The sequence below is a fragment of the Bradyrhizobium sp. AZCC 1610 genome, from assembly GCF_036924515.1.
In the GTDB taxonomy this organism is placed as follows: Bacteria; Pseudomonadota; Alphaproteobacteria; order Rhizobiales; family Xanthobacteraceae; genus Bradyrhizobium.
The window spans coordinates 3,051,654-3,070,596 of the sequence record NZ_JAZHRR010000001.1; the positions used below are offsets into that span (position 1 = coordinate 3,051,654).

22 protein-coding genes are annotated in these 18,943 nt (G+C 61.1%); all 22 read left to right on the forward strand.

The window, feature by feature from the left end; translation table 11 throughout:
• Positions 1 to 13 precede the first annotated feature (13 nt).
• The 22 genes from V1279_RS15040 to V1279_RS15145 all read left to right on the forward strand — a co-directional run bounded on the left by V1279_RS15040 (position 14) and on the right by V1279_RS15145 (position 18,851).
• Positions 14 to 2,269 (forward strand): hypothetical protein, encoded by a 2,256-nt coding sequence (locus V1279_RS15040; RefSeq protein WP_334437115.1) that lies wholly within the window; start codon positions 14 to 16, stop codon positions 2,267 to 2,269.
• A 27-nt stretch (positions 2,270 to 2,296) separates the two neighbouring features.
• A complete protein-coding gene (locus V1279_RS15045) occupies positions 2,297 to 2,482 on the forward strand; it encodes a hypothetical protein (protein ID WP_334437117.1) in 186 nt (61 codons plus the stop codon).
• 40 nt (positions 2,483 to 2,522) lie between these two features.
• Positions 2,523 to 4,160: a tail fiber domain-containing protein gene (locus V1279_RS15050; protein WP_334437119.1), complete on the forward strand. Its 1,638-nt coding sequence runs from the start codon at positions 2,523 to 2,525 to the stop codon at positions 4,158 to 4,160.
• Positions 4,160 to 4,408, forward strand: coding sequence for a hypothetical protein (locus V1279_RS15055; protein ID WP_334437122.1), 249 nt, complete (start codon positions 4,160 to 4,162; stop codon positions 4,406 to 4,408). Before V1279_RS15050 ends, V1279_RS15055 begins: the two co-directional genes overlap by 1 nt.
• Positions 4,409 to 4,415: 7 nt before the next feature.
• Positions 4,416 to 4,736, forward strand: a complete 321-nt coding sequence (locus V1279_RS15060) for a hypothetical protein (protein WP_334437124.1) — start codon at positions 4,416 to 4,418, stop codon at positions 4,734 to 4,736.
• A 2-nt stretch (positions 4,737 to 4,738) separates the two neighbouring features.
• On the forward strand, positions 4,739 to 5,284 hold the full coding sequence (locus V1279_RS15065) for a hypothetical protein (protein WP_334437127.1): 546 nt from the start codon (positions 4,739 to 4,741) through the stop codon (positions 5,282 to 5,284).
• Between the two features lie 14 nt (positions 5,285 to 5,298).
• Entirely contained in the window at positions 5,299 to 5,916 is a 618-nt protein-coding gene (locus tag V1279_RS15070) for a hypothetical protein (protein WP_334437129.1), read from the forward strand.
• Complete coding sequence (locus V1279_RS15075) at positions 5,903 to 6,922, forward strand: radical SAM protein (RefSeq protein ID WP_334437132.1); 1,020 nt, start codon at positions 5,903 to 5,905, stop codon at positions 6,920 to 6,922. The genes V1279_RS15070 and V1279_RS15075 overlap by 14 nt, the downstream gene beginning before the upstream one ends.
• Positions 6,885 to 7,205 carry an SPASM domain-containing protein gene (locus V1279_RS15080; protein ID WP_334437134.1) on the forward strand — a complete coding sequence of 107 codons (321 nt, stop codon included), beginning with the start codon at positions 6,885 to 6,887 and terminating at the stop codon, positions 7,203 to 7,205. The genes V1279_RS15075 and V1279_RS15080 overlap by 38 nt, the downstream gene beginning before the upstream one ends.
• Positions 7,189 to 7,926, forward strand: a complete 738-nt coding sequence (locus V1279_RS15085; RefSeq protein WP_334437136.1) for an aspartyl/asparaginyl beta-hydroxylase domain-containing protein — start codon at positions 7,189 to 7,191, stop codon at positions 7,924 to 7,926. Before V1279_RS15080 ends, V1279_RS15085 begins: the two co-directional genes overlap by 17 nt.
• A gap of 4 nt (positions 7,927 to 7,930) precedes the next feature.
• Entirely contained in the window at positions 7,931 to 8,356 is a 426-nt protein-coding gene (locus V1279_RS15090) for a hypothetical protein (RefSeq protein ID WP_334437138.1), read from the forward strand.
• Between the two features lie 57 nt (positions 8,357 to 8,413).
• Positions 8,414 to 9,868: a phage tail sheath subtilisin-like domain-containing protein gene (locus V1279_RS15095; RefSeq protein WP_334437141.1), complete on the forward strand. Its 1,455-nt coding sequence runs from the start codon at positions 8,414 to 8,416 to the stop codon at positions 9,866 to 9,868.
• A 98-nt stretch (positions 9,869 to 9,966) separates the two neighbouring features.
• Entirely contained in the window at positions 9,967 to 10,491 is a 525-nt protein-coding gene (locus V1279_RS15100) for a phage major tail tube protein (RefSeq protein WP_334437144.1), read from the forward strand.
• A gap of 89 nt (positions 10,492 to 10,580) precedes the next feature.
• Positions 10,581 to 10,859, forward strand: a complete 279-nt coding sequence (locus tag V1279_RS15105; RefSeq protein ID WP_334437146.1) for a phage tail assembly protein — start codon at positions 10,581 to 10,583, stop codon at positions 10,857 to 10,859.
• Positions 10,860 to 11,056: 197 nt separating this feature from the next.
• On the forward strand, positions 11,057 to 14,725 hold the full coding sequence (locus V1279_RS15110; protein WP_334437149.1) for a phage tail tape measure protein: 3,669 nt from the start codon (positions 11,057 to 11,059) through the stop codon (positions 14,723 to 14,725).
• 56 nt (positions 14,726 to 14,781) lie between these two features.
• Positions 14,782 to 15,285, forward strand: a complete 504-nt coding sequence (locus V1279_RS15115; protein WP_334437152.1) for a phage tail protein — start codon at positions 14,782 to 14,784, stop codon at positions 15,283 to 15,285.
• The gene (locus V1279_RS15120; protein ID WP_334437154.1) at positions 15,285 to 15,512 is read left to right on the forward strand and encodes a tail protein X; all 228 of its coding nucleotides are present in this window, start codon (positions 15,285 to 15,287) and stop codon (positions 15,510 to 15,512) included. The genes V1279_RS15115 and V1279_RS15120 overlap by 1 nt, the downstream gene beginning before the upstream one ends.
• 72 nt (positions 15,513 to 15,584) lie before the next feature.
• A complete protein-coding gene (locus V1279_RS15125) occupies positions 15,585 to 16,718 on the forward strand; it encodes a phage late control D family protein (RefSeq protein ID WP_334437156.1) in 1,134 nt (377 codons plus the stop codon).
• Positions 16,719 to 16,732: 14 nt separating this feature from the next.
• Positions 16,733 to 17,902 carry an N-acetylmuramidase domain-containing protein gene (locus V1279_RS15130; protein WP_334437158.1) on the forward strand — a complete coding sequence of 390 codons (1,170 nt, stop codon included), beginning with the start codon at positions 16,733 to 16,735 and terminating at the stop codon, positions 17,900 to 17,902.
• Positions 17,895 to 18,311, forward strand: coding sequence for a hypothetical protein (locus V1279_RS15135; RefSeq protein ID WP_334437160.1), 417 nt, complete (start codon positions 17,895 to 17,897; stop codon positions 18,309 to 18,311). The genes V1279_RS15130 and V1279_RS15135 overlap by 8 nt, the downstream gene beginning before the upstream one ends.
• A 19-nt stretch (positions 18,312 to 18,330) precedes the next feature.
• Positions 18,331 to 18,516: a hypothetical protein gene (locus V1279_RS15140; protein ID WP_334437162.1), complete on the forward strand. Its 186-nt coding sequence runs from the start codon at positions 18,331 to 18,333 to the stop codon at positions 18,514 to 18,516.
• Positions 18,516 to 18,851: a hypothetical protein gene (locus V1279_RS15145; protein WP_334437164.1), complete on the forward strand. Its 336-nt coding sequence runs from the start codon at positions 18,516 to 18,518 to the stop codon at positions 18,849 to 18,851. The genes V1279_RS15140 and V1279_RS15145 overlap by 1 nt, the downstream gene beginning before the upstream one ends.
• The last annotated feature ends 92 nt before the right edge of the window (positions 18,852 to 18,943 follow it).

Genomic DNA, 18,943 nt, shown 5'->3' on the forward strand with positions numbered 1-18,943 from the left:
TTGGGAAACACCAGTGGAAAATAAGATCATCTTTCATGCGAACATCGATGATGATCCGACAGACTTCACCCGTCTGCAGGACTTCGCCGAAGCGTCGCTCGACCATGTCGTCCTCGACGGCATCAGCGACCGCACGAAATACACCGGCTTCGGTGTCGTAAAGTCGGCAGTCACGCAGATCACGGTTGACCCGGGTCGCCTCTATTCGGCCGGCAAGGTGTATGCCTCTGCCTCGACCGCGTGGGCCAAGGACTTCATCACCCAGCTCCCCGTCGCCGGCAAGAAGATTGCGGCGGTCGTGACCTGGGGTTCGGAGTCGGATACCGACGTTCGCCCGCGCCAGTTCCTCGTCAACGCCGAAACCCGTCAGGCAGAGCCTCAGGCTGTGCCGCTGGTTCACACCCGCGTGGCGAACCTGAACGTGGTCATCGGCACGGAGGCTCCCGATCCGACCGCTCCGCTGGTCGATGTGGGCTACACCATCATCGCCCTGGTGGTCCTGACGCCGACCGGCGTCGACACCATCACGATGAACGCCGACAACAAGCTGCCGAGCGTGCAGGGTCATGAGGACCGCATCGAAGACCTCGAAGAGTTCGAGGAGACGGCTGGCCTGCAGATCCGCACCCTGGCGTCCGACATCGCGGCCATCAAGCAGAACCTTGGCCAGAACACCGCGGACCAGCAGGCCATCGGCCGGACGCTGACCCGCCTGGCGGTTCTCGAGTCCAAGGCCGGCGTTCTCTACAACGCCATCGACTCCAGCGCCAACTTCTTCCTCGACACGACCAAGTCGAAGCTCGACGATCCGTTGTCGCATGTGAAGGTCGAAGAGGGTATCCGAATGCCGCACGCGGCTGAGGGTCTCTCGGCGCTCAACATTTTCAACCCGCTCGATCCGAACGCGACCGTCAAGAACGGCATGCTGTTCCCGGCCTACACCCGTGAGGCGTGGCTGACCTCGGGCTCGATCAACGGCGAGCTGCAGGTCTCCGCTTACTCCGTGTCGTCCTTCGACATGGTTCAGAAGACCATCGCGCGTCAGCGCGTCCGCTACGGCGGAGAGTTGACTGTCTGTACGAACAGCTGGTGGTGGCAAACCGGCCAGTGGGACGGCGGCAGCCGCTTCTTCCGCGCTGGCGAGAGCTATGAGATCCTCTCGGGCGCTCCGTGGGGCCACAGCTTTATCCGCCTTCGCCAGTACTGGGTCGACGACTACACCGAGACCTACTGGGACAAGGTGACGATCACCAACACGGTCACCGGCACGCAGGTCGCTGAGACCTGGCTGCAGGGCCAGAACATGTGGCTCGATGCTGTTGGCGTCTGGTTCACGCGCTTGGCCGCGGCCGGCTCGGCTCACATCGCCATCGTTGAGGTCTCGGACTACGGTCTGCCGAACCTCAAGGCGGCGCTCGGTCAAACCACGCTACTCCGCGAGAACATGAAGCTGAACGCCGAAACGGTCGTTCCGCTGCAACCGATCCTGCTCCAGGCCGGTAAGCGTTATGCTCTCGTCGTCACGACGGCGGCAGATCACTGGGTTGCGGTCGTTCCAGGCCAGCAGTTCACCCAGGGCACGTTCTTCTACGTTCTCGACGGCGCGTATGCGCAGGGCGATGCGTTCAAGGACCTCTGGATGCGGCTGTATCGGTGCCGGTTCAACCAGGCCCGTGCGGTCGTGAACCTGAACCCGCTGCAGCTTTCGGGCGGCATCCTGGCGATCGACTTGCTCGCCGGTACGGCAGTCCCAGCCGGCACCACGCTGTCCTACGAGATCCAGGTCGGCTCGACCTGGTACAACTTGCAGGACGTGGACAAGTACATGCTCGGCCAAGGCGGCACGATCCCGCCGCTGTTGCCGTTCCGCGCAGTGTTCATGGGCTCGGTCGACTGTCAGCCCGCAATCAACCTGGCGGACAGCACGGTCTATGTGTCGCGGCCCGACGTCTACGCGCAGCACGTTACCCAGACGCGCACGTTGCCGGTTGCTTCGCCCCAGATCCGGGTCATCGAGCGGTACGAGTACTTCGATCCGATCTACCACACCGCGACCGTGAAACTGCTGACGGGTGCCCCGGGCTTCGGAACGGAAGTCGCTCCGTCGAGCACTTCGACGGTCATCGATCCGATGGATGGCGCCTACGAGCGGACCTACGTGTTCAACCTCGGGGCTGCGGTCACGCAGTATCGGGTCAAGACGCGGATCGACACCACGACCAACCAGCGAACGTTCCACGTCGGCTGGCAGAAGGACTACGCGCTGTAATAGCGCTCAACCCAAAGGAACTATCCAATGGCAGAGAACTCGAAGCCCGCCGCAACGGCGGGCGACGACGTTCGCTACGACGTCAAGCTCTCCGGTCGCATTGAGCTGCATGGCTTCTGGTATCTCCCATCGCACGAGCATGTGGTGGACCAGGTCACGCTCGATGCGATGACGGAGGCTGGAGTGGTGGCCGATGTCAAGCAACTATCCTGAGCTGGTCTTCAACGAGACCGATGACTTCACGGCAGATCGATTGAACGCGGCGATGCAGGTGCTGGATCAGCGCCTGCGTTCGCTCGAACCTTTCTCACCTTCGTGGGAGGCGGCGGTCAACGAGCTTCGTGCGGTCGGCCTCTCTCGTTTGAACGACGCCATCCTTCCCGCGTACCAGAGGATCCAACTCCTGTCGGACGTTGGTTTTCTCCAGGCCGCCTCCACAACCGAACTCACCCTGACGGTCGGTCAGAGCCTAACCTTCGTCATCGACGATGAGACCGAGCGCTCGCTGTTCGTTCCGGGACCATTTCTCGCCATCACCCGAGAGTCGACCACGGCCGACTACGCGATCGCCCAGCGCGTGTCCTACGACAACGACACGGGCGAGCTGATGGTCGTCATCAAGTCCGTCACCGGCAACCCCGGTCCGTTCTCGGACTGGTGGATCGGCGCCCTCGCAGGCACGGCTCTCGCCGGCATGTCCTACTTCGCTGCTATCGATGCAGCCAGGGCGGCCACTATCGCTGCCAAGGACACGGCTGTCACCAAGGCGGCTCAGACCGCCGCTGACCGGGTGCAAACCGGCGCAGACGCAGCATCGGCGTTGTCGTCGAAGATTGCCGCAGCGGCCTCGGCCGCGGCTGCTCAGACCTGGGATCCGTCGAACTACTACCCCAAGGCGGACATCGACACCAACTTCGCCTTGAAGACGTATGTCGACACCAAGGTGGCCGGTATCGTCAACAGCGCTCCGGCTGCGCTCGACACGCTCAATGAGTTCGCCGCGGCACTCGGCAACGACGCCAACTTCTCGACGACGATTTCGGCCTCGCTTGGAAACAGGCTGCGGATCGACGTCAACAACCAGAACCTGAACGCCACCCAGAAGGCGAACGCCCTGACCAACTTGGGCATCGGTTTCGGGAACCCGACTGTTACGGTCGGTACGGCTGCTCAGAACGGCAGCGCATCGACCTTCATGCGATCGGACGCCGCTCCGGCGATCAACCAGGCGATGTCACCGAGCTGGACGGGCTCTCATACCTGGACGAACAACATCGGCGGCTACCTGCAGAACCGCGCGACTTGGTCGAACGTCAATATCTATGCGACAGATAGCCAGGCCGCCGTCGTCACCTTCCATCGCGGCGCTTACGCGATGCACATGGGCTTGGATCCGGACAACTACTTCCGATGGGGTGGCTGGTCGGACGGCGCAACTGCGCGCATGTACATCAGCCCGGGCGGTCTCATCTACTCGCCCGGCGGCTATGGTGCAGCGACCACGCCGGTCTCGGGTCAGGTTCGTGCTGCCGGCGACATCGTCTACGGCCTTTCGGACGTTCGTCTGAAGAAGGAAATCGAGACCATCGAGAACGCCCTGGACAAGGTAGCGCAGCTTCGCGGCGTGACCTGGGCGCAGAACGAACTGGCCTTGGAAGCCGGAGCGCAAGTGCAGAAGCGCCGCAAGGCGGGTCTCCTGGCGCAGGACGTCGAGAAGGTGCTGCCTGAAGCCGTCAACCTCGCGCCGTTTGACACGGACGAGGACGGCGAAAGCAGCAAGTCTGGCCAAAACTACCTGACGATCGATTGGGATCAGACCATCGGTCTGCTGGTCGAGGCGATCAAGGAGTTGAAGGCCAAGGTCGAGAAGCTGGAAGGGGAGGGGCGCTAATGGTTCTTCCGACTTCCGGCGCCGTTGCTTTCTCGTCGGTCAATGGCGAGTTCGGGCGGGGCATCTCAGGGTCAAACTACTACGGCGTGACCTACTACAAGCTGGTTTGGAATGCGCAGTTCGGCGTGTGGGTACCCGCGTCGGGAACATTCCCGTCCAGCAGCTTCGCGATGTCCAACTTCTACGGCACGTCGCCAGACGACGAATGGAACTGCGCCTGCAACTGCGACTGCATGTGCGGCAAATGAGGAAAAGATGGATCACAAACTGAGCAGCACGTTCACCTACAGGATCAATGACTGCAGCCCGGACGGCTGGGCTCGTGTCGAATACCGGCATGAGAAACTCGGTAACCTGGTCAAGAACGTCTTCATCCCGCTGAACCACTCGGCGGCCGAACAGCGTGGCGCGATCGTCATGCAGTTCCCATCGACGACTTTTCACGCTCGATGGCTCGATCTGTTGGCGCGGGAGGCCCCTTTGGCCCCCGCGTCAATGGAGGGCTCGTTCACGCACCGTATCGACCGTCCAATGGAAGATCCGGTCGGTCTGCCATTGGAAACTCACAAGGTTTAACAATGCAATTCAGGCGCATCCGTTTCGAAAAGTTCACTGTGACGATCTTCACGGCCCATGCCGGCGAGGAGCGGATCATTCTCCCCTCCGAGTTGACGCGAGGCATGACGGCTGCCGATGCCGAGCCGATCGCTCACCTTCTCGCGCAGTACCCGGACGCGCACCCGCTGCACACCATCCCGGTTTTCACGAAGGGCGGGTTCGAGGCTCTCGGCGGCGGCAATCCTCCGGTCCTGCGTCCCGCTGGTAGCGGAGCGGTCCAGTTCGTCAGGGCTATCGACAATTACCGCATGCGAGCGACGGAAGAGGGCAGCGAATACCACTGCATCACTCCGAGGAGCGAGACTCCAGTGTGGTGGCAGCGCGCGTTCGTCTCCGGCCAGGCCGGCGACACGTTCGACGTGCTGCCGAAGGAATACCTCTACATCGCCGAGGGGTCCTTTGAGATGGCCGGTCAGACCTTTAGCGGTCCCACGATGCTGGAGATCACCAAGGCCTACACTGCGACGATCACGGAGCCGGTGCTGGGCGTCAAGATCTGGCGCTGAAAGGATAATGCACCATGCCAACGATCCGCTTTCTAACGCCCGCTGATTTCGCGGACATGTGCGACATCATTGACAAGCACTCCAGCGCGGCGGGCGCATGGTTCAACGACCGGAGCGCTCCGGCTACCGCCAATTTCCGGCAATTGGCCAAAGACCATGCCTGGCTATGCTTTACCCAGCCGATGTCGAACTTTTGGGGCTACTTCGATGATGCCGGAAAGCTGGTCGCGTGGGTGCTCTTCAACCGCTGGCTCGATCTCACCAACATCACCCTTCGATTGGTGATCGAAGACCCGGATGCGAACTTGCCGCGGGCCGATGGTGCGATCTGGTCCGACGCGGCGATCGATCTCGTGAACTGGGGCGTCGGATATTTCTGGTCGGAAGGTATCGAATGCTTTTGGGCTCGCTTGTATCTCGGCCGGGAGTCGTTCCATGTCTCCAGGCAGCCAAACTGCCTACTGAGCACCTACGAGGCGGAAGCGGTTTTGATTGTGCCGGCTTACAGGGTTCCGCCTGAGGGATACCGCCGAGTCAGTTGGGCTCCGGTAGGGGACCACACCATGATCTACAAGTTCAAAGATCCACTGCCGCTGGCAGCGTACGAAGAAAGCTTCAATGATCCGACTTGAAATGCTGAACAGGAACGGAGAGGTCGTGCCTCTGTTCTATGACCAGCACACGTCACGACTGACAGAGGTCAACGGCTGGGCTGCTCTTGACATTTCTGGCAATCCCCTTAAGAAGGAAGGCGATTGTGGGCATGTGCGGCCCTTCATCGCCGTCGACTACGACGCCCCCGGCCGCAAGACTCGATCCGTCAAAAAGCTCAAGATCCAGCTCGGCCTCGGCTGCAACTATTCTTGCGCCTACTGTCTCCAAGCGACACAGATCCATAAGGCGGCGGCTTCCTCCACCAGGGACGCCAGCGAGTTCCTTGCGAACATCGACAACTGGATCTCCGAGCCCGAGGGCATGGAGAAGGTCGAATTCTGGGGCGGCGAGCCGCTCCTCTACTGGAAGAAGATCGAGATCCTCGCCCCGGCGCTGAAGCAGAAGTTTCCGAACGCCCGCTTCTCGATCATCACGAACGGGTCGCTCCTGACCCGGGAGATCGTCGACAAGCTGAAGGAGTGGGACTTCTCGATGGCGATCAGCCACGACGGTCCCGGTCAGAGCGTCCGCGGCGACGATCCGTTCGAGGATCCGAACAAGTTCGCGTTCATCCAGTACGCCTTCAAGCGGCTTCATCCGCGGTTCTCGTTCAACTCGGTGCTCACGCCCAAAAGTCACGATGTCAACGCCATCATCGACTGGTTCCAGGATTACTTCCCGGGCTGCAACGTCGGCTTTGAGGGAGTGGTTCACAGCTACGCCAGCGATCCGTCTTCGATCTTCTCGATCGAGCAGCTCCAAGCGTTCAGCGACACATTGTCCCGCCAGCTCGTTGATGGCTCTGCCCTCAGATCTGGGGCGCTGAGAGAAAAGCTGCGCCGGGCCGTTGGCTCGATCGTGAACGAGCAGTCTTCCGAGGGTCTGTTCCAGAAGTGCGGCATGGACATGCCGGGAGTACCTGGCGGTCGACCTCAAGGGCAACGTCATGACCTGCCAGAACGTGGGAGCCAATGGCAACCATAAGATCGGGCATGTCAATGACTTCGAGAACATCGCGCTCAACACGTCGCGCCACTGGAGCAAGCGACCCGAATGCCAGAGCTGCCCAGTTCTGCAGCTTTGCCAGGGTGCCTGCATGTACCAGGGCGGCGATAACTGGACGCACAGCTGCAACGCCGAGTTCTACTACAACCTGGCGTTCTTCCGGGCTGCGCTCTTCATTCTCACTGGACGTTTGATGGTCGGCTTCAGCGGAGACATCGTCAGGCCGAAGCTGAAGAAGGACAAAAATGTCGAAGTTCGTTGAGCTGTCTGCAAAGCTGGACAAGATCCCGCACCTCTATCTCGGTCGCGCCTTCGAGGCTTCCAGGCTGCAAGCAGAGCTGGCCTCTATCGATCCAGCGCTGTTTGTGCCGTTTCGATCGAAGAGCCGGCACACTGGGTATCTAGCGAAATTCTGGCACGGGCTATCTCTGGTAGCCCCTGGCGGCTCTATCCATGGCGATCTGACCGAGGAGGGATATGCCGGCAGGACAGACTCGCAATGGACGCCTGTTGCTGAACAGAGCCCATACATGAAGGAAGTGGTCGCTGATCTTGGTGGAGAAGGGCAACGAGTCAGGCTGATGTGCGTAAGGGCAGGCGGAAGCTTTCCCTGGCATCGCCATGGTACAGAGATTCCCTTGAATGCCAAGGGCATGCGTCCGAACTGGTACGAGGTGATCGTTCATCTTCCGGTCAAGTCTAACCCTCAGGTCAGCTACGAGGTCATCGAAGCATCGGTCTACGAGTTGAGCGACTACTCGGCCGGGATCGAGATCCACAAGCGCAACTATCCGGAAGGTGAGGCCTGGGTTTTCAATGCCGCCCACTACCACAACGTCTTCAACCGCTCCGCGACCGAAGACCGCTACTCCATCATGCTGACCCTCGACATCAGGATGAGGAAGACCTTCGACATCGTCTCGAAAGCGGTCGAGCGGTACATCGCAAACCAAGAGGGGCCTTTGCTCGAAAAGAAGGCTTAATCGCATGGAAAGCATCCTCAGCTGGAGCCCTCCGGTTGTTCTGGATGACGACATCAAGGTCGCCACCAACGAAGACTGGGCAAGGGAATATCAGCTTCAAGACGGTGAGGGGTCGCCGATCAGCATCGGCATGGATTGGAAGTTCTTCATGCAACTTCAGTCCGCCGACAACGGCGCCCTCGTCATGACGAATTCAACCGAAAATCAGCGGCTCGCCGTTATCGATCGAGCTGCTGGCAAATACGGCCTCAGGGTGAGGCAGGCGGACGCCGCCCAAGTCACCCCGGGCGGCTACCTCTATGACATCGTCCTCGTTGCTGGCGATGGCATCTACCGCCTCGTGAGAGGTACCATCACGGTACAGAAGGGCATCACCAATGTCCCTGGCCAGGAGAAGTGGTCTCACTTCCCCCTGATCCTGCGACCGTAACAAACATCGCCAACACCAACCTCACACAAGCCGCCCCTCTCGGGCGGCTTTTTTGTTTTGGGAGAACACTACGTGACTGTCCAATATCTCCACGGCATCGAGACGATCGAACTCGACAGCCCCTCCGGTCCGGTCCAGACTGTCAAGTCGAACGTGATCGGCCTCGTCGGCACCGCGCCGGACGCTGACCCGGATCTCTTCCCGCTCAACACTCCGGTGCCGGTTTTTGCCGACGCACTGAAGGCGGGTCAGCTGAAATCCGCCGGCACGCTGCTCGACGGCGTCGATGCGATCTTCAGCCAGAAGTCGGCTGTGATCGTTGTGACCCGCGTCGCCGAAGGTCAGAGCCAGGAAGAGACCTGGTCCAACGCCATCGGTTCGCCGAGCGGCAAGACCGGCATCTGGTCGCTGCTCAAGGCGCGTCCGATGCTGCGGGTCATTCCGAAGTTGCTGGTCGCCCCCGGTCTGACCTCCGGCCGCCCGACCAACGGCGTTGCCAACCTCAACATCACCGAAGACGGTCAGGACTACGTCCTCTCCAGCACGACCATCACCATCGCGCCTCCGGCCGCTGGCGGTCGCCAGGCCAAGGCTGTGCCCCAGGTCGTCGGCGGCAAGCTGACCGGCGCCATCCTCACCGACCCCGGCTTCGGCTACACCGCTGCTCCGGCAGTGACGGTCGCGGGTGCGGGCACGGGCGCCACCATCACTGCCGTTCTCGGCCACGTCGCCAACCCGGTTGGTGTCGCGATGGCCTCGATCGTCGATCGCCTCCGCGCGGTGGCGTTCCTCGACGGCCCCGGCACGAACTACGCCGACGCGGTCCAGTACCGCCAGGACTACGGTTCGCAGCGCATCGCGATCGTAGACCCCGGCGTTCTGAGCTGGGACACCGAGACCTCGGTCTACGTGCAGAAGCCGGCCTCGGCCTACGCCGCCGGCATCCAGGCGCGCATCGATGAAGAGAAGGGCTTCTGGTACTCGTTCTCGAACGAGGTGATCCAGAACATCGGCGGCCCCGCCCGTCCGGTGGACTTCATGCCGAACGATCGCGACTGCGAAGCGAACATGCTCAACGCAGCCCAGATCACGACCATCGTCCACGACGACGGCTTCCGCTTCTGGGGTGTTCGCGGCACGGGCACTGACCCGCTGTGGGCGCACCTGTCGGTCCGCCGCACTGCGGACATGGTGTACGAGAGCCTGGAGCGCGCTGAGCGTTCGCGCCTCGACAAGCCGTTCAGCAAGCAGCTGCTGCTGGGCATCACCGAGGACGTCAACTCCTACCTGCGACTGCTGAAGTCGCGCGGCGCTCTGATCGGCGGCAAGTGCTGGATCGACCCGACCATCAACACCCCGGCGACCTTCGCCAACGGTGAACTGTCGGTCGACTTCGATCTCGAGCCCCCGGCGCTGCTGGAGCACCTGCAGTTCCGCGCTCGACGCAATCCGCAGTACTACACCGACTTCATCGAAGAGTTCACCCGTTCGCTCGCGAGCGGCAACCGCTAATCCCGGCCGAACTCACCCACATCCACCACCAATGAGCTTGGTCATGAGCCGCTCGTCCCTCACGGGGCGGGCGCGCTCTGGCTTGGCCGGAGACATAAATGAGCAATCTTCGCGACTCCAACATTTTCCAGGACTTCACGGTCTGGATCCGGGACCAGGGCAAGATCGGCGAGTCGCCGAACTTCCAGCCCCCGGAAATCAACATGCAGACGGAAGAGTTCCGTGGCGGCGGCATGGACGGCACGGTCGAGATCCCGATGGGCATCGAAAAGATCGAGTTCGATTTCGAGCTTCATACCTGGGACGAGCAGGTCTGGACCCAGCTCGGCTACGGCCCGGGTTCGCTCGACGTTCCGATCTTCTTCCGTGGCTACCTCATCAGCGCCAGCGGTGCCGAGAAGGGCGTCCTCATCGCGACCCGCTGCCTGATCAAGTCGATCAAGCCCAGCAAGGTCGAGCCCGGCAAGAAGGCCAGCCTCTCGGTCCACGTTTCGGCGAACTACTACCGCCACGAGGTCGAGGGCCGCGTCCTCACCGAGATCGACATCTTCAACCGCGTGACCATCATCGACGGTGAAGACAAGAGCGCACGAGCCCGAGACATCCTCTTCGGTCTCTCGTAAGCGATCTGACTGACTACCCAAAACTGAGGCCTCGCCATCCCGGCGGGGCCTTTTTCTTTCTGCAACAATATACAAGGTGTGCAACTACCATGTCGTCTGAACAAGTTTTCAATCTCGCCCATCCCTTCGAGCACCGCGGTGCGACGTACGTCGAGTTCAAGGCCCGCCGGCCCAAGGTCCGAGACCTCCGCAACTTCATCAAGAACGTCGACCGGGACAGCGTCGCGGCGATGGAGAAGGTCCTGGCCGATCTCATGGAGGTCGACGAGAAGATCATCGCCGAAATCGACATCCTGGACTTCGCGCCCATGAAGAAGTGGTTCGAAGGTTTTTTGAAAGCAATGCAGGACGACTCGAACGACTCCTAAGCGATGCATTCCCCATCTTCGAGCGTTTCGGATGGACGCTCGGAGATGTCGAGGATCTCGAATGGGGCGACTTCTGCATGGTTGCAGATGGGGTCGCAGAACTGAACCGGCGTGATGCTGAGGCACGCGCCAACGCGGCTCGGGGCAAATAGCCCCGGGCCTTTTCTTTTTGTTTTTAGTCAAGTCCGGAGCGGTTGATGTCGACTGAACAGGAAATTCTCGATCTTAAGCTGAGGCTCTCAGCTGAAGAACGCGAGATGCAGCCCATCAAGCGCTGGATGCGGGATTTGGACCGCATGGCTGCGCAGGCGAAGAAGTTCGCCAACGTCAAGCTCCACACCAATTTCATCGACGAAGCGACGCGCCGCAAGATCATGGGCGCGAACGCAGTCGTCGACACTCTGTCCCGCTCGATGATGGACACGGCCCGCGCTGCGAAGACGGCAGGAAAGTTGACGGCCAACTATTATGGACAACTGACCAGCGACATCCAGCACGAAGTCGATAAGCTAAACAACGCCACGTCGAAGAAGCAGAGGAAGGATCAGGAAGTCAAACTGCGTCGCTTGATCAAGTATGCTGATGCTGTGGCGGCTGTTTACAACTCGTCTGCCGAAAGGCGTGAGCAGATCGAGACCTCGCTTCGGGAGCGCATCGCCAAAGTCGATGACGCTGCTGAGGCCGACAGGCTGAAGAAGCACAAAAGGACCGAGGATGAAATCATCCGGTCCAGGCATCGGACCCAGCGTGAGATCGCCCGCGGTCTGAAGGACACGTATGGCCACGCCGTTGGCTTCGGCCGGGGCGCTGCCATGTACGGCGCTGTAGGCGCTGCAGCTACCGGTTATGCGGCCAAGTCCGCGATGACGACCCGCATGCGGACCGATACCGCTGAAGTCAATCTCCAGACGTTCGGTCAGATGTCGAAGGCTCAGGTCCAGGAGATGCGCAAGTCCTGGGGCGACGCATCCGCGATCAAGTACGGTCTCGATCCGGAGAAGATGATCGACGCTTTCACGGAAGTCATCAAGGCCGGTATCCCGGAGAGCAAGGCGAAAGCGGTAACCGAGACGATCTTGAACTCGGCTGCCGGTCTCGACCTGGACATCAAGAACACCACCAAATACGCGGCTCGCGTCGCCACCCTGACCCAGGACATGAAGAACCTGGATCCGGAGAAGCTGAAGAGCATCATGAATGCGTCGGCGGTCGCTGCCCGAGAGTCGGGCGCGGACGCGAACGAAATCATCGCCGCCAACCGGCGGGCATCTGGCGTCTTCGCAACGTCGAAGATGAGCCCCGAGCAGCTGAGCGCATTCACCGCGGCCGGCATCTCGGCCGAAATGCCGTCAGGCAAGACCGGTACGTTCCTTGGCTTCATGGTCAACGAATTGGCCGGCGCCAAGAACGCCCGCGGACAGCGGGGACGGGATCTTGGTGCTGCGGCTAACCTCCTTGGCTTTGGCAGCAAGGACAGGATGGCCAAGTCGATGGCGGATGACCCGGCCGAAGCTCTCATGCAGATCTTCAACAAGCTCGGCGACATGCCGGAGCAGAAGGTCGCCAAGATCACCAACCTGATCGGTATGCGTGAATGGCGAGATGAGCTTGGTACGTTCGTCGAAATCAGGGACGACGTCGGCCGCATCCTTAAGGAAATCGGCAACCCGAAGAACAAAAACTTCGCCGAAGAGGCCGCCCAGGCGAATATCAGGTCCTTAAAGGGGCGATGGAAGTCGCTGGTCACGTCGTTCAAGCTCCTCTGGGAGCAGATCGGCAAGGGCCTTGAGCCCACGTTCGGCGAGATCGCGACCTTCCTGACGGAGTGGACCGCAAAGCTCGACAAGGACCTTTTCAGGCGGAACGTCGAGGCGATCTTCAAGGGGTTCGTCGAGGGCCTTGGCTTCAATAACTGGACCGAGCTGATGCGCTCCGCATTCGGCGATCCAGGGAAGATGAAGGACTACGCGGTCACGTTCGGCGAGTTCGCAAAGGGCTTTGGTCAAGGTATCAAGGTCGTCGCTGAAACGATCAGCACGATCTTCGTTGGTCTCGCCAAGGCGTTCGGCGTCAATTCGGCTGACCCGGCAGCGATGGGCAAATTCGTAGCCGAGTTCCTCGGCTTTGCGATTGCCCTGAAGTTCATTGCCCCTGTCGTTGGTGTGCTTGTCACGATCGGCACCGTCATCACGAACATCGCGAAGGCGCTAGGTGCGAAAAAGCTTGCGGAATGGGCCTTGCCTAAGATCCCTGGCGTGGCTACGCGCTTAGCTCCAGGAGTTCTCGGACCTCTCGGTGCGATGGGCTTGATCGGCGACGGTCGGGAAACCAACAGCGCCGACAAGGTCAAGGGGATCACCGATGCCATCAAGGAAGAGAGGGAAAAGAAGAAGAAGCTGATGGATGCCGGCAAGGGCGACGGTCGCGCAGACCCGCTCTTCACGCCGACGAGCTATCTCGGCGACAAACTGGACACGCTGGGAGCGAAGATCGAGCGAGCCTCCTTCATGGGAGGTCTCACCGACTTCAGCTCTCGCAACCGCACTGGTGGCGGGGGCATCCAATACGCTGTCAACACCGCTGGTGGATCCGGCGGTGGCAGCGGTGGCGGCCTCGGTCCGTCGAAGCTGGTCAGCGGCATCGGCACCCCAGATGCGTTGTTCAAGAGCACGCCTGGCGGCGCGCTTCCCAACTTCGGTGTTGGCAGCGGCGGCATCATCAAGCGCGACAAGATCCCGTCGTTCAGCGGCGGAGGTGGAAGCGCAGTGAGCGATGCTGGCCTCAGCCGGTCGAAGTTCGAGCAGATGTTTGCTGGAACTGGACTGGCTGGCAGCTACGACCAGGTGGTCGCGCAGGCGAAGGCCAACGGCATCTCTCCTGCGCTACTTGCCGGCGTCATGGCGCATGAGACCGGCAAGGGCAAGGTGCTCTCGGGCAACAACCCGGGCGGCATCATGGACCCGGCCACCGGCCACATGAAGAAGATGCAGTTCTCCGACATCAACTCCGGCATCGCCAAGACGGCTTCAGTCGTCGCCAAGAACTTCAACAGGGCAGGCGGCGATCTCGACGCCATGGGTCAGAAGTATGCTCCGGTCGGAGCAGCCAACGATCCCAACGGCCTGAATGCCGGATGGGCGAACGGTGTGCGCAAGCACATGGGCAGCCTGTCTGAGGGTTCAGTTGGAGGCGCTGGTGGCGGCATCGGATCAATCGGCAAGGGTGACGCGGTAGGTATCGCCTCTCAGTACAAGGGACTGAACGAGTACAGCGATACCCAAAAGCTCGCTGCATTCCTCGGCGCCGATCCTCGCGGAAAGTCGAACGCCTGGTGCGCAAAGTTCGTCAACAAATCGCTGGCCGAGGCTGGCGGTCAGGGGACGGGCAGCGCGGTGGCGAACAGCTTCCAGCGCTGGGGCACTGGTGTTGCCGACCACAACGCGGTCCAGCGCAACGACGTCCTGGTTCAAACCAAGGGTCTCGGTCCTGACCAGACCGGCGGTCACGTTGGTTTCGCCACAGGCAAGACGCGAATGCACAATGGCAAGCTTCAGCTGCAAATGCTGGGCGGCAACCAGGGTGACAGCGTCTCCGAGCAGTGGGTCGACTCCAACAGCAACCTGATGGTTCGCCGCGGTCAAAACCTGACCAGCCAGGTGCCGTCGCCGGCCGACACGATCAAGAACGTACCTACGCCCCCGGCTCCCATGTCGGGCGGTCCAGGTGGTTCTGGTTGGGGTGGACAAGCGACCATCCACATCAACGGCAACAGCCACGATCCAGAAGCTCTCGCAGCGCTGGTCCAGCGTCGCGTTGACGAGTCGATGCAGTGGCGAACCCACGATACCGAGTCCGAATACACATGATCTAATCCCGGCCCTTCGGGGCCGGGACTTCACCGCAATTCTATCGAGAGGACTTCATGGCCTTTGTGCTTATGGGACTAGGCTCCCTGTCTCCAGTAGCAGACGACGACGGCGTAATCCTCTTCTACATCCCTCAGCCCAGGCAGGACACTCCAGGCTTCGAGACGCTGCAGCGTGATGCGCAATATACCTGGGCCTCCGCCGATCGCCTGTCGCGCGATCCTGCGATGCAGTTCGTGGGGCCTGGCGAGGAAAACATCGTCGTCGAAGGGAAGATGTATCCCTACCACTTCGGCGGCCTATCCACCATCAAGAAGCTTCAGGATGCCGGTCGCGCAGGCAAGCCGCACGTTCTGGCTCGCTTCTATCCCCTGGATAACAATGCGTACGGCGCGGAGAACCTGGGAAATTTTGTCATCAAACGAGTGCGCACCGTGGAGTCGAAGATCGGCGCTGTTGGCATCGCTCACAAGATCGACTTCACCCTTGAGCTAACCCGCTACGGCGACGACGTGCAGGCTGCTCCGGCACCGAATTCCGGTTGGTCTGGGAGAACGTAATGTCGACATACATCACCAAGCGTTTCGATCGGCTCGATCGCATCTGCTACGAGAGGTACGGATCGACGGCCAACCAGATCGTCGAATGGGTCTTCGAGCAGAACCCTGGCGTCGAGGAACACGGCATCCTGCTGCCGATGGGCATCACCATCAACCTGCCGGACGCCCCGCGGGCGCTCACGCAGCCCCCGGTGCTCAAGCAGGTCTTCCTCTGGGACGTCGAATAATTCCCCCTGGCTCAGCAACTGTGTCAGACAGGCCGTCCTTCGGGGCGGCCTTTTTCTTTTTGGAGGCTGTGCGTGCCGACTGGTTACACCCCGATCTACCGCATCGAGAAGGGCGGTATCAACATCACCGACCGCTTCAACGATCGGTGTACCCAAATCAAGATCGATCTGCAGGCCGGCAACGGCGAGTCCGATCAATGCACGATCACTCTCGACGATCGAGACTGGGCGATCTCCCGGCCGTTTCCTGGCGAGACCATCGGCATCTGGCTGGGCTACGAGGAACTCGGCCTTGCTTACATGGGCACGTTCAACATCAATGACGTGCTGTTCAACGGTATGCCTCGCACGATCATGCTGATTGGCCGGTCGTCTGGCCTTAACGACTTGCAGAAGGCGCCCACCGTCAGGGAGTTCGACAACCAGTCGATCGGCAGCATTCTGAACAAAATGGCGTCGCAGACCGGACTTCAGGCTGCGATCGGCGGGGAGCTGGCCGGCATCACCATCCCGTTCAAGAACCAGATCACCAGCAACTACCACATGATCCACGAGCTGGAGCGCATGTACGGGGCGGTTGCCAAGGTCGTCGACGGCAAGCTGATGTTCGTCAAGCGCGACGGACGCACCACGGCAGCCGGAACAGAGCTGCCGACGATCATCCTCAATCCCCAGCACTTCGGCACCTGGAGCGTCAAGCACAGCAGCCGACCGACCGCCGGCTCAGTGCAGGCGTCCTGGTGGGACGACAAGGACATGGTTCGCCGATGGGTCGAGCACGCGGGTGGCGGGACGGACTCGGGCGGAGAGGTCTTCGGTGGACCAATGCAACTCGGCGGGATCTTCAACTCAGCCGAGGAAGCGCTCGCCGGAGCGAAATCAAAAATGGAAGCGCTAAGGCGGGCCGAAATGACGGGCCGCTTCGATCTCGCCAAGGGCGATCCTTGGATCAGAGATCAGCTGGGGATCCTGGTGACCGGAATGAGAGATGGCATCGACGGTGGCTACATCGTCGACAAAGCCACCCACACGTTCATCAGAAGCACCGGCATCAAGACGACGCTGGAATGCAAGGCGTCGGGTCCAGGAGACAACCTCGCTGAAGCCAGCAAGGAGTTCTGGCAGCCCATCGGCAACGAGACCGTTGGCGATCTTCTGGCTCGCGGTGGCGTGCCGAGCAACGTCATCGAAATTTCTCCTATGTAAACCACGGAAACGAAATGTTCAGTCAAGAAATCATCGACGCCATCCGGGCGGCGGCGAGGGCTAACGATTGGCCTGAGTCCGCGCTGCTTGCGGTGGTCGAGTGTGAAACGTCGGGCAAGCCGTTCGAACAGGACGGCCACACGCCCGCGCTGCTCTTCGAGCGGCACAAATTCTACTCGGAGATGAAGAAGCACGAGCCGAGCAAGCTGAGCGCTGCGATCAAGGCCGGCCTCGCCATCCCGAAGTGGAGCAAGAAAACCCAGTACAAGGACCAGGGCACCTCAGCTGGCCGCCTCGCTGTCATAGCGAAGGCACGAGCCATCGACGAGGAAGTCGCCAACAGAGCGGCGTCCTGGGGCCTTGGCCAGACCATGGGCTTCAACGCCGAGCGCCTTCACTACCCGAATGCGACCGAGATGGTCGCCGAGTTGTCGAAGGGGATCGACGAGCAGATCGAAGCCATGGTCCGCGAGATCAAGACCAGCAAGCTGGATCGATATCTCAAGGCCAAGGACTTCACCTCGTTCGCCCGCGGCTACAACGGTCCTGGCTTCGCTCAGAACAACTATGACTCGCGCATGCGCAAGGCTGATGGCGTGTGGGCGCGACGCATTGAGAACCCTGAGTTCGTTGCCAAGCCGGGCAAGACGGTCACCGTGGTCTACCAGACGCGGCTCAAGGAATTGGGCTACGCGATCGGCAAGATCGACGGCGATTGGGGCGATCTGACCACGGGCGCAACGTCCGCGTTCCAGCGGAAGTGGGGCCTGAAGGTCACCGGCCATCCGAACGACGAGACCACCAAGCAGTTCGACAAGCTCGACGCGAGCGACAAGCGCGAAGTCAGCAACGAACGTGCCGAGGCGACGGTCGACGATCTCCGCGCTGCGGGTTCCCAGACTGTCAAGGCGGCCGACAAGGGTTCGCTGGTCTCCAAGATCATGGTCGGGACCGGCCTGGTCGGTGGCGCCGAGCAGACGGGCATCCTCGATCAAGCCAAGGAGGCAGTCAGCCATGTGGAGACTGCCAAGAGCGTGCTCGACTCCGTCAAGGATCTCGCAGTTGGCCTTGCACCGTACTGGTGGGTCGGCGTGATCGTCGTCGGCTTCATCACCTGGCGGCTGTACGGCGACGTCATCAAGCGCCGGCTCCATGACCATCAGAGCGGAGTCCACCTTGGATAACATCCTCGAAAAGATCGCGGCCTACCGGGCCGCGGTCTCCCGGTACGTGAAAGCGGGCCGGGAGTTCATCGCGACCACGTTCGGTAAGGCCACCGTAGCCTTGCTGATCCTGGTCTCCGTCGCAGCCTACGCGCATCACCGCGGCTCCGTGCGAGCCGAGGGGCGGCTGACGCCGCAGATCGCCGAGCTGCAGAAGAAGCTCGCCGACGCCGAAGCAAGACTGCCCCTGGTGGTCGAGGCCGCGCCGGACACCAATCTGGCCGATCGTCTCGCGGCATCCGAGGACGCGAAAGCCAAACTCCAAAAGAAAGTAGCAGACTATGAAACGCAGCTGGCTCGGCGCCCTGCGAAGGCTGGGGCTTTTACTCTGTCTCCCGCTGACGCTCGCAGCCTGTCAAACATTAAATGACGTCCCGCCCGAGCGGCGGATGGACGTCAGCGTGTGCCTGAAGATCGCGCAGGAAGTGGACCTTCCTCCGATCAAGGCCGGCATGGACGCCCGCACGGTGATCGCAACCTACCGGGCGGCGCTCATCAGCGCGAACATCAACCTCAAAGACACTAAGGCCTGCATGGCCCTGCTCGATCGAGCAGAGGAGGAAGGCTACTTCTAATGGACATCGCATCGGCGCTGCCCTACGTCACCCCATTCCTCGCCATCGTGGGGTTCGTCTCCGGCATCTGGTACAAGGTGGAGGGCAGGATCACCGCCCAATTCACCGAAGCCAAGGCTGCCGGAACCGAAGCCGCCAAGAAGGCTGAGGCGGCCGAGAAGGCCCTGGCCGAGTTCAAGATCAAGGTCGCCGAGGAGTACGCCTCCTGGGATACCGTGAAGCAGATCGAGGCCCGCTTGACCGAGCGCATGGACGACCTGTCCAGCAAGGTCATGAGCATTCCGGATCAGATCGCTCACCGCATGGTCGAAATGATTAAACTCGCCGGCAAGTGAGGTTCGCGAATAAAACGATAAGGACGGCCTGACGGGCCTCCATGGACTGCATCCGCACACCTGCGGTCCCAACTTCGAGCGCTTGGATGGAC

Excerpts from the sequence above, each read along its gene's own strand:
- V1279_RS15045 (WP_334437117.1), top strand. The coding sequence starts at position 2,297 with ATGGCAGAGAACTCGAAGCCCGCCGCAACGGCGGGCGACGACGTTCGC.
- V1279_RS15055 (WP_334437122.1), top strand. The coding sequence starts at position 4,160 with ATGGTTCTTCCGACTTCCGGCGCCGTTGCTTTCTCGTCGGTCAATGGC.
- V1279_RS15060 (WP_334437124.1), top strand. The coding sequence starts at position 4,416 with ATGGATCACAAACTGAGCAGCACGTTCACCTACAGGATCAATGACTGC.
- V1279_RS15065 (WP_334437127.1), top strand. The coding sequence starts at position 4,739 with ATGCAATTCAGGCGCATCCGTTTCGAAAAGTTCACTGTGACGATCTTC.
- V1279_RS15070 (WP_334437129.1), top strand. The coding sequence starts at position 5,299 with ATGCCAACGATCCGCTTTCTAACGCCCGCTGATTTCGCGGACATGTGC.
- V1279_RS15075 (WP_334437132.1), top strand. The coding sequence starts at position 5,903 with ATGATCCGACTTGAAATGCTGAACAGGAACGGAGAGGTCGTGCCTCTG.
- V1279_RS15080 (WP_334437134.1), top strand. The coding sequence starts at position 6,885 with ATGACCTGCCAGAACGTGGGAGCCAATGGCAACCATAAGATCGGGCAT.
- V1279_RS15085 (WP_334437136.1), top strand. The coding sequence starts at position 7,189 with ATGTCGAAGTTCGTTGAGCTGTCTGCAAAGCTGGACAAGATCCCGCAC.
- V1279_RS15090 (WP_334437138.1), top strand. The coding sequence starts at position 7,931 with ATGGAAAGCATCCTCAGCTGGAGCCCTCCGGTTGTTCTGGATGACGAC.
- V1279_RS15100 (WP_334437144.1), top strand. The coding sequence starts at position 9,967 with ATGAGCAATCTTCGCGACTCCAACATTTTCCAGGACTTCACGGTCTGG.
- V1279_RS15105 (WP_334437146.1), top strand. The coding sequence starts at position 10,581 with ATGTCGTCTGAACAAGTTTTCAATCTCGCCCATCCCTTCGAGCACCGC.
- V1279_RS15110 (WP_334437149.1), top strand. The coding sequence starts at position 11,057 with ATGTCGACTGAACAGGAAATTCTCGATCTTAAGCTGAGGCTCTCAGCT.
- V1279_RS15115 (WP_334437152.1), top strand. The coding sequence starts at position 14,782 with ATGGCCTTTGTGCTTATGGGACTAGGCTCCCTGTCTCCAGTAGCAGAC.
- V1279_RS15120 (WP_334437154.1), top strand. The coding sequence starts at position 15,285 with ATGTCGACATACATCACCAAGCGTTTCGATCGGCTCGATCGCATCTGC.
- V1279_RS15130 (WP_334437158.1), top strand. The coding sequence starts at position 16,733 with ATGTTCAGTCAAGAAATCATCGACGCCATCCGGGCGGCGGCGAGGGCT.
- V1279_RS15140 (WP_334437162.1), top strand. The coding sequence starts at position 18,331 with ATGGACGTCAGCGTGTGCCTGAAGATCGCGCAGGAAGTGGACCTTCCT.
- V1279_RS15145 (WP_334437164.1), top strand. The coding sequence starts at position 18,516 with ATGGACATCGCATCGGCGCTGCCCTACGTCACCCCATTCCTCGCCATC.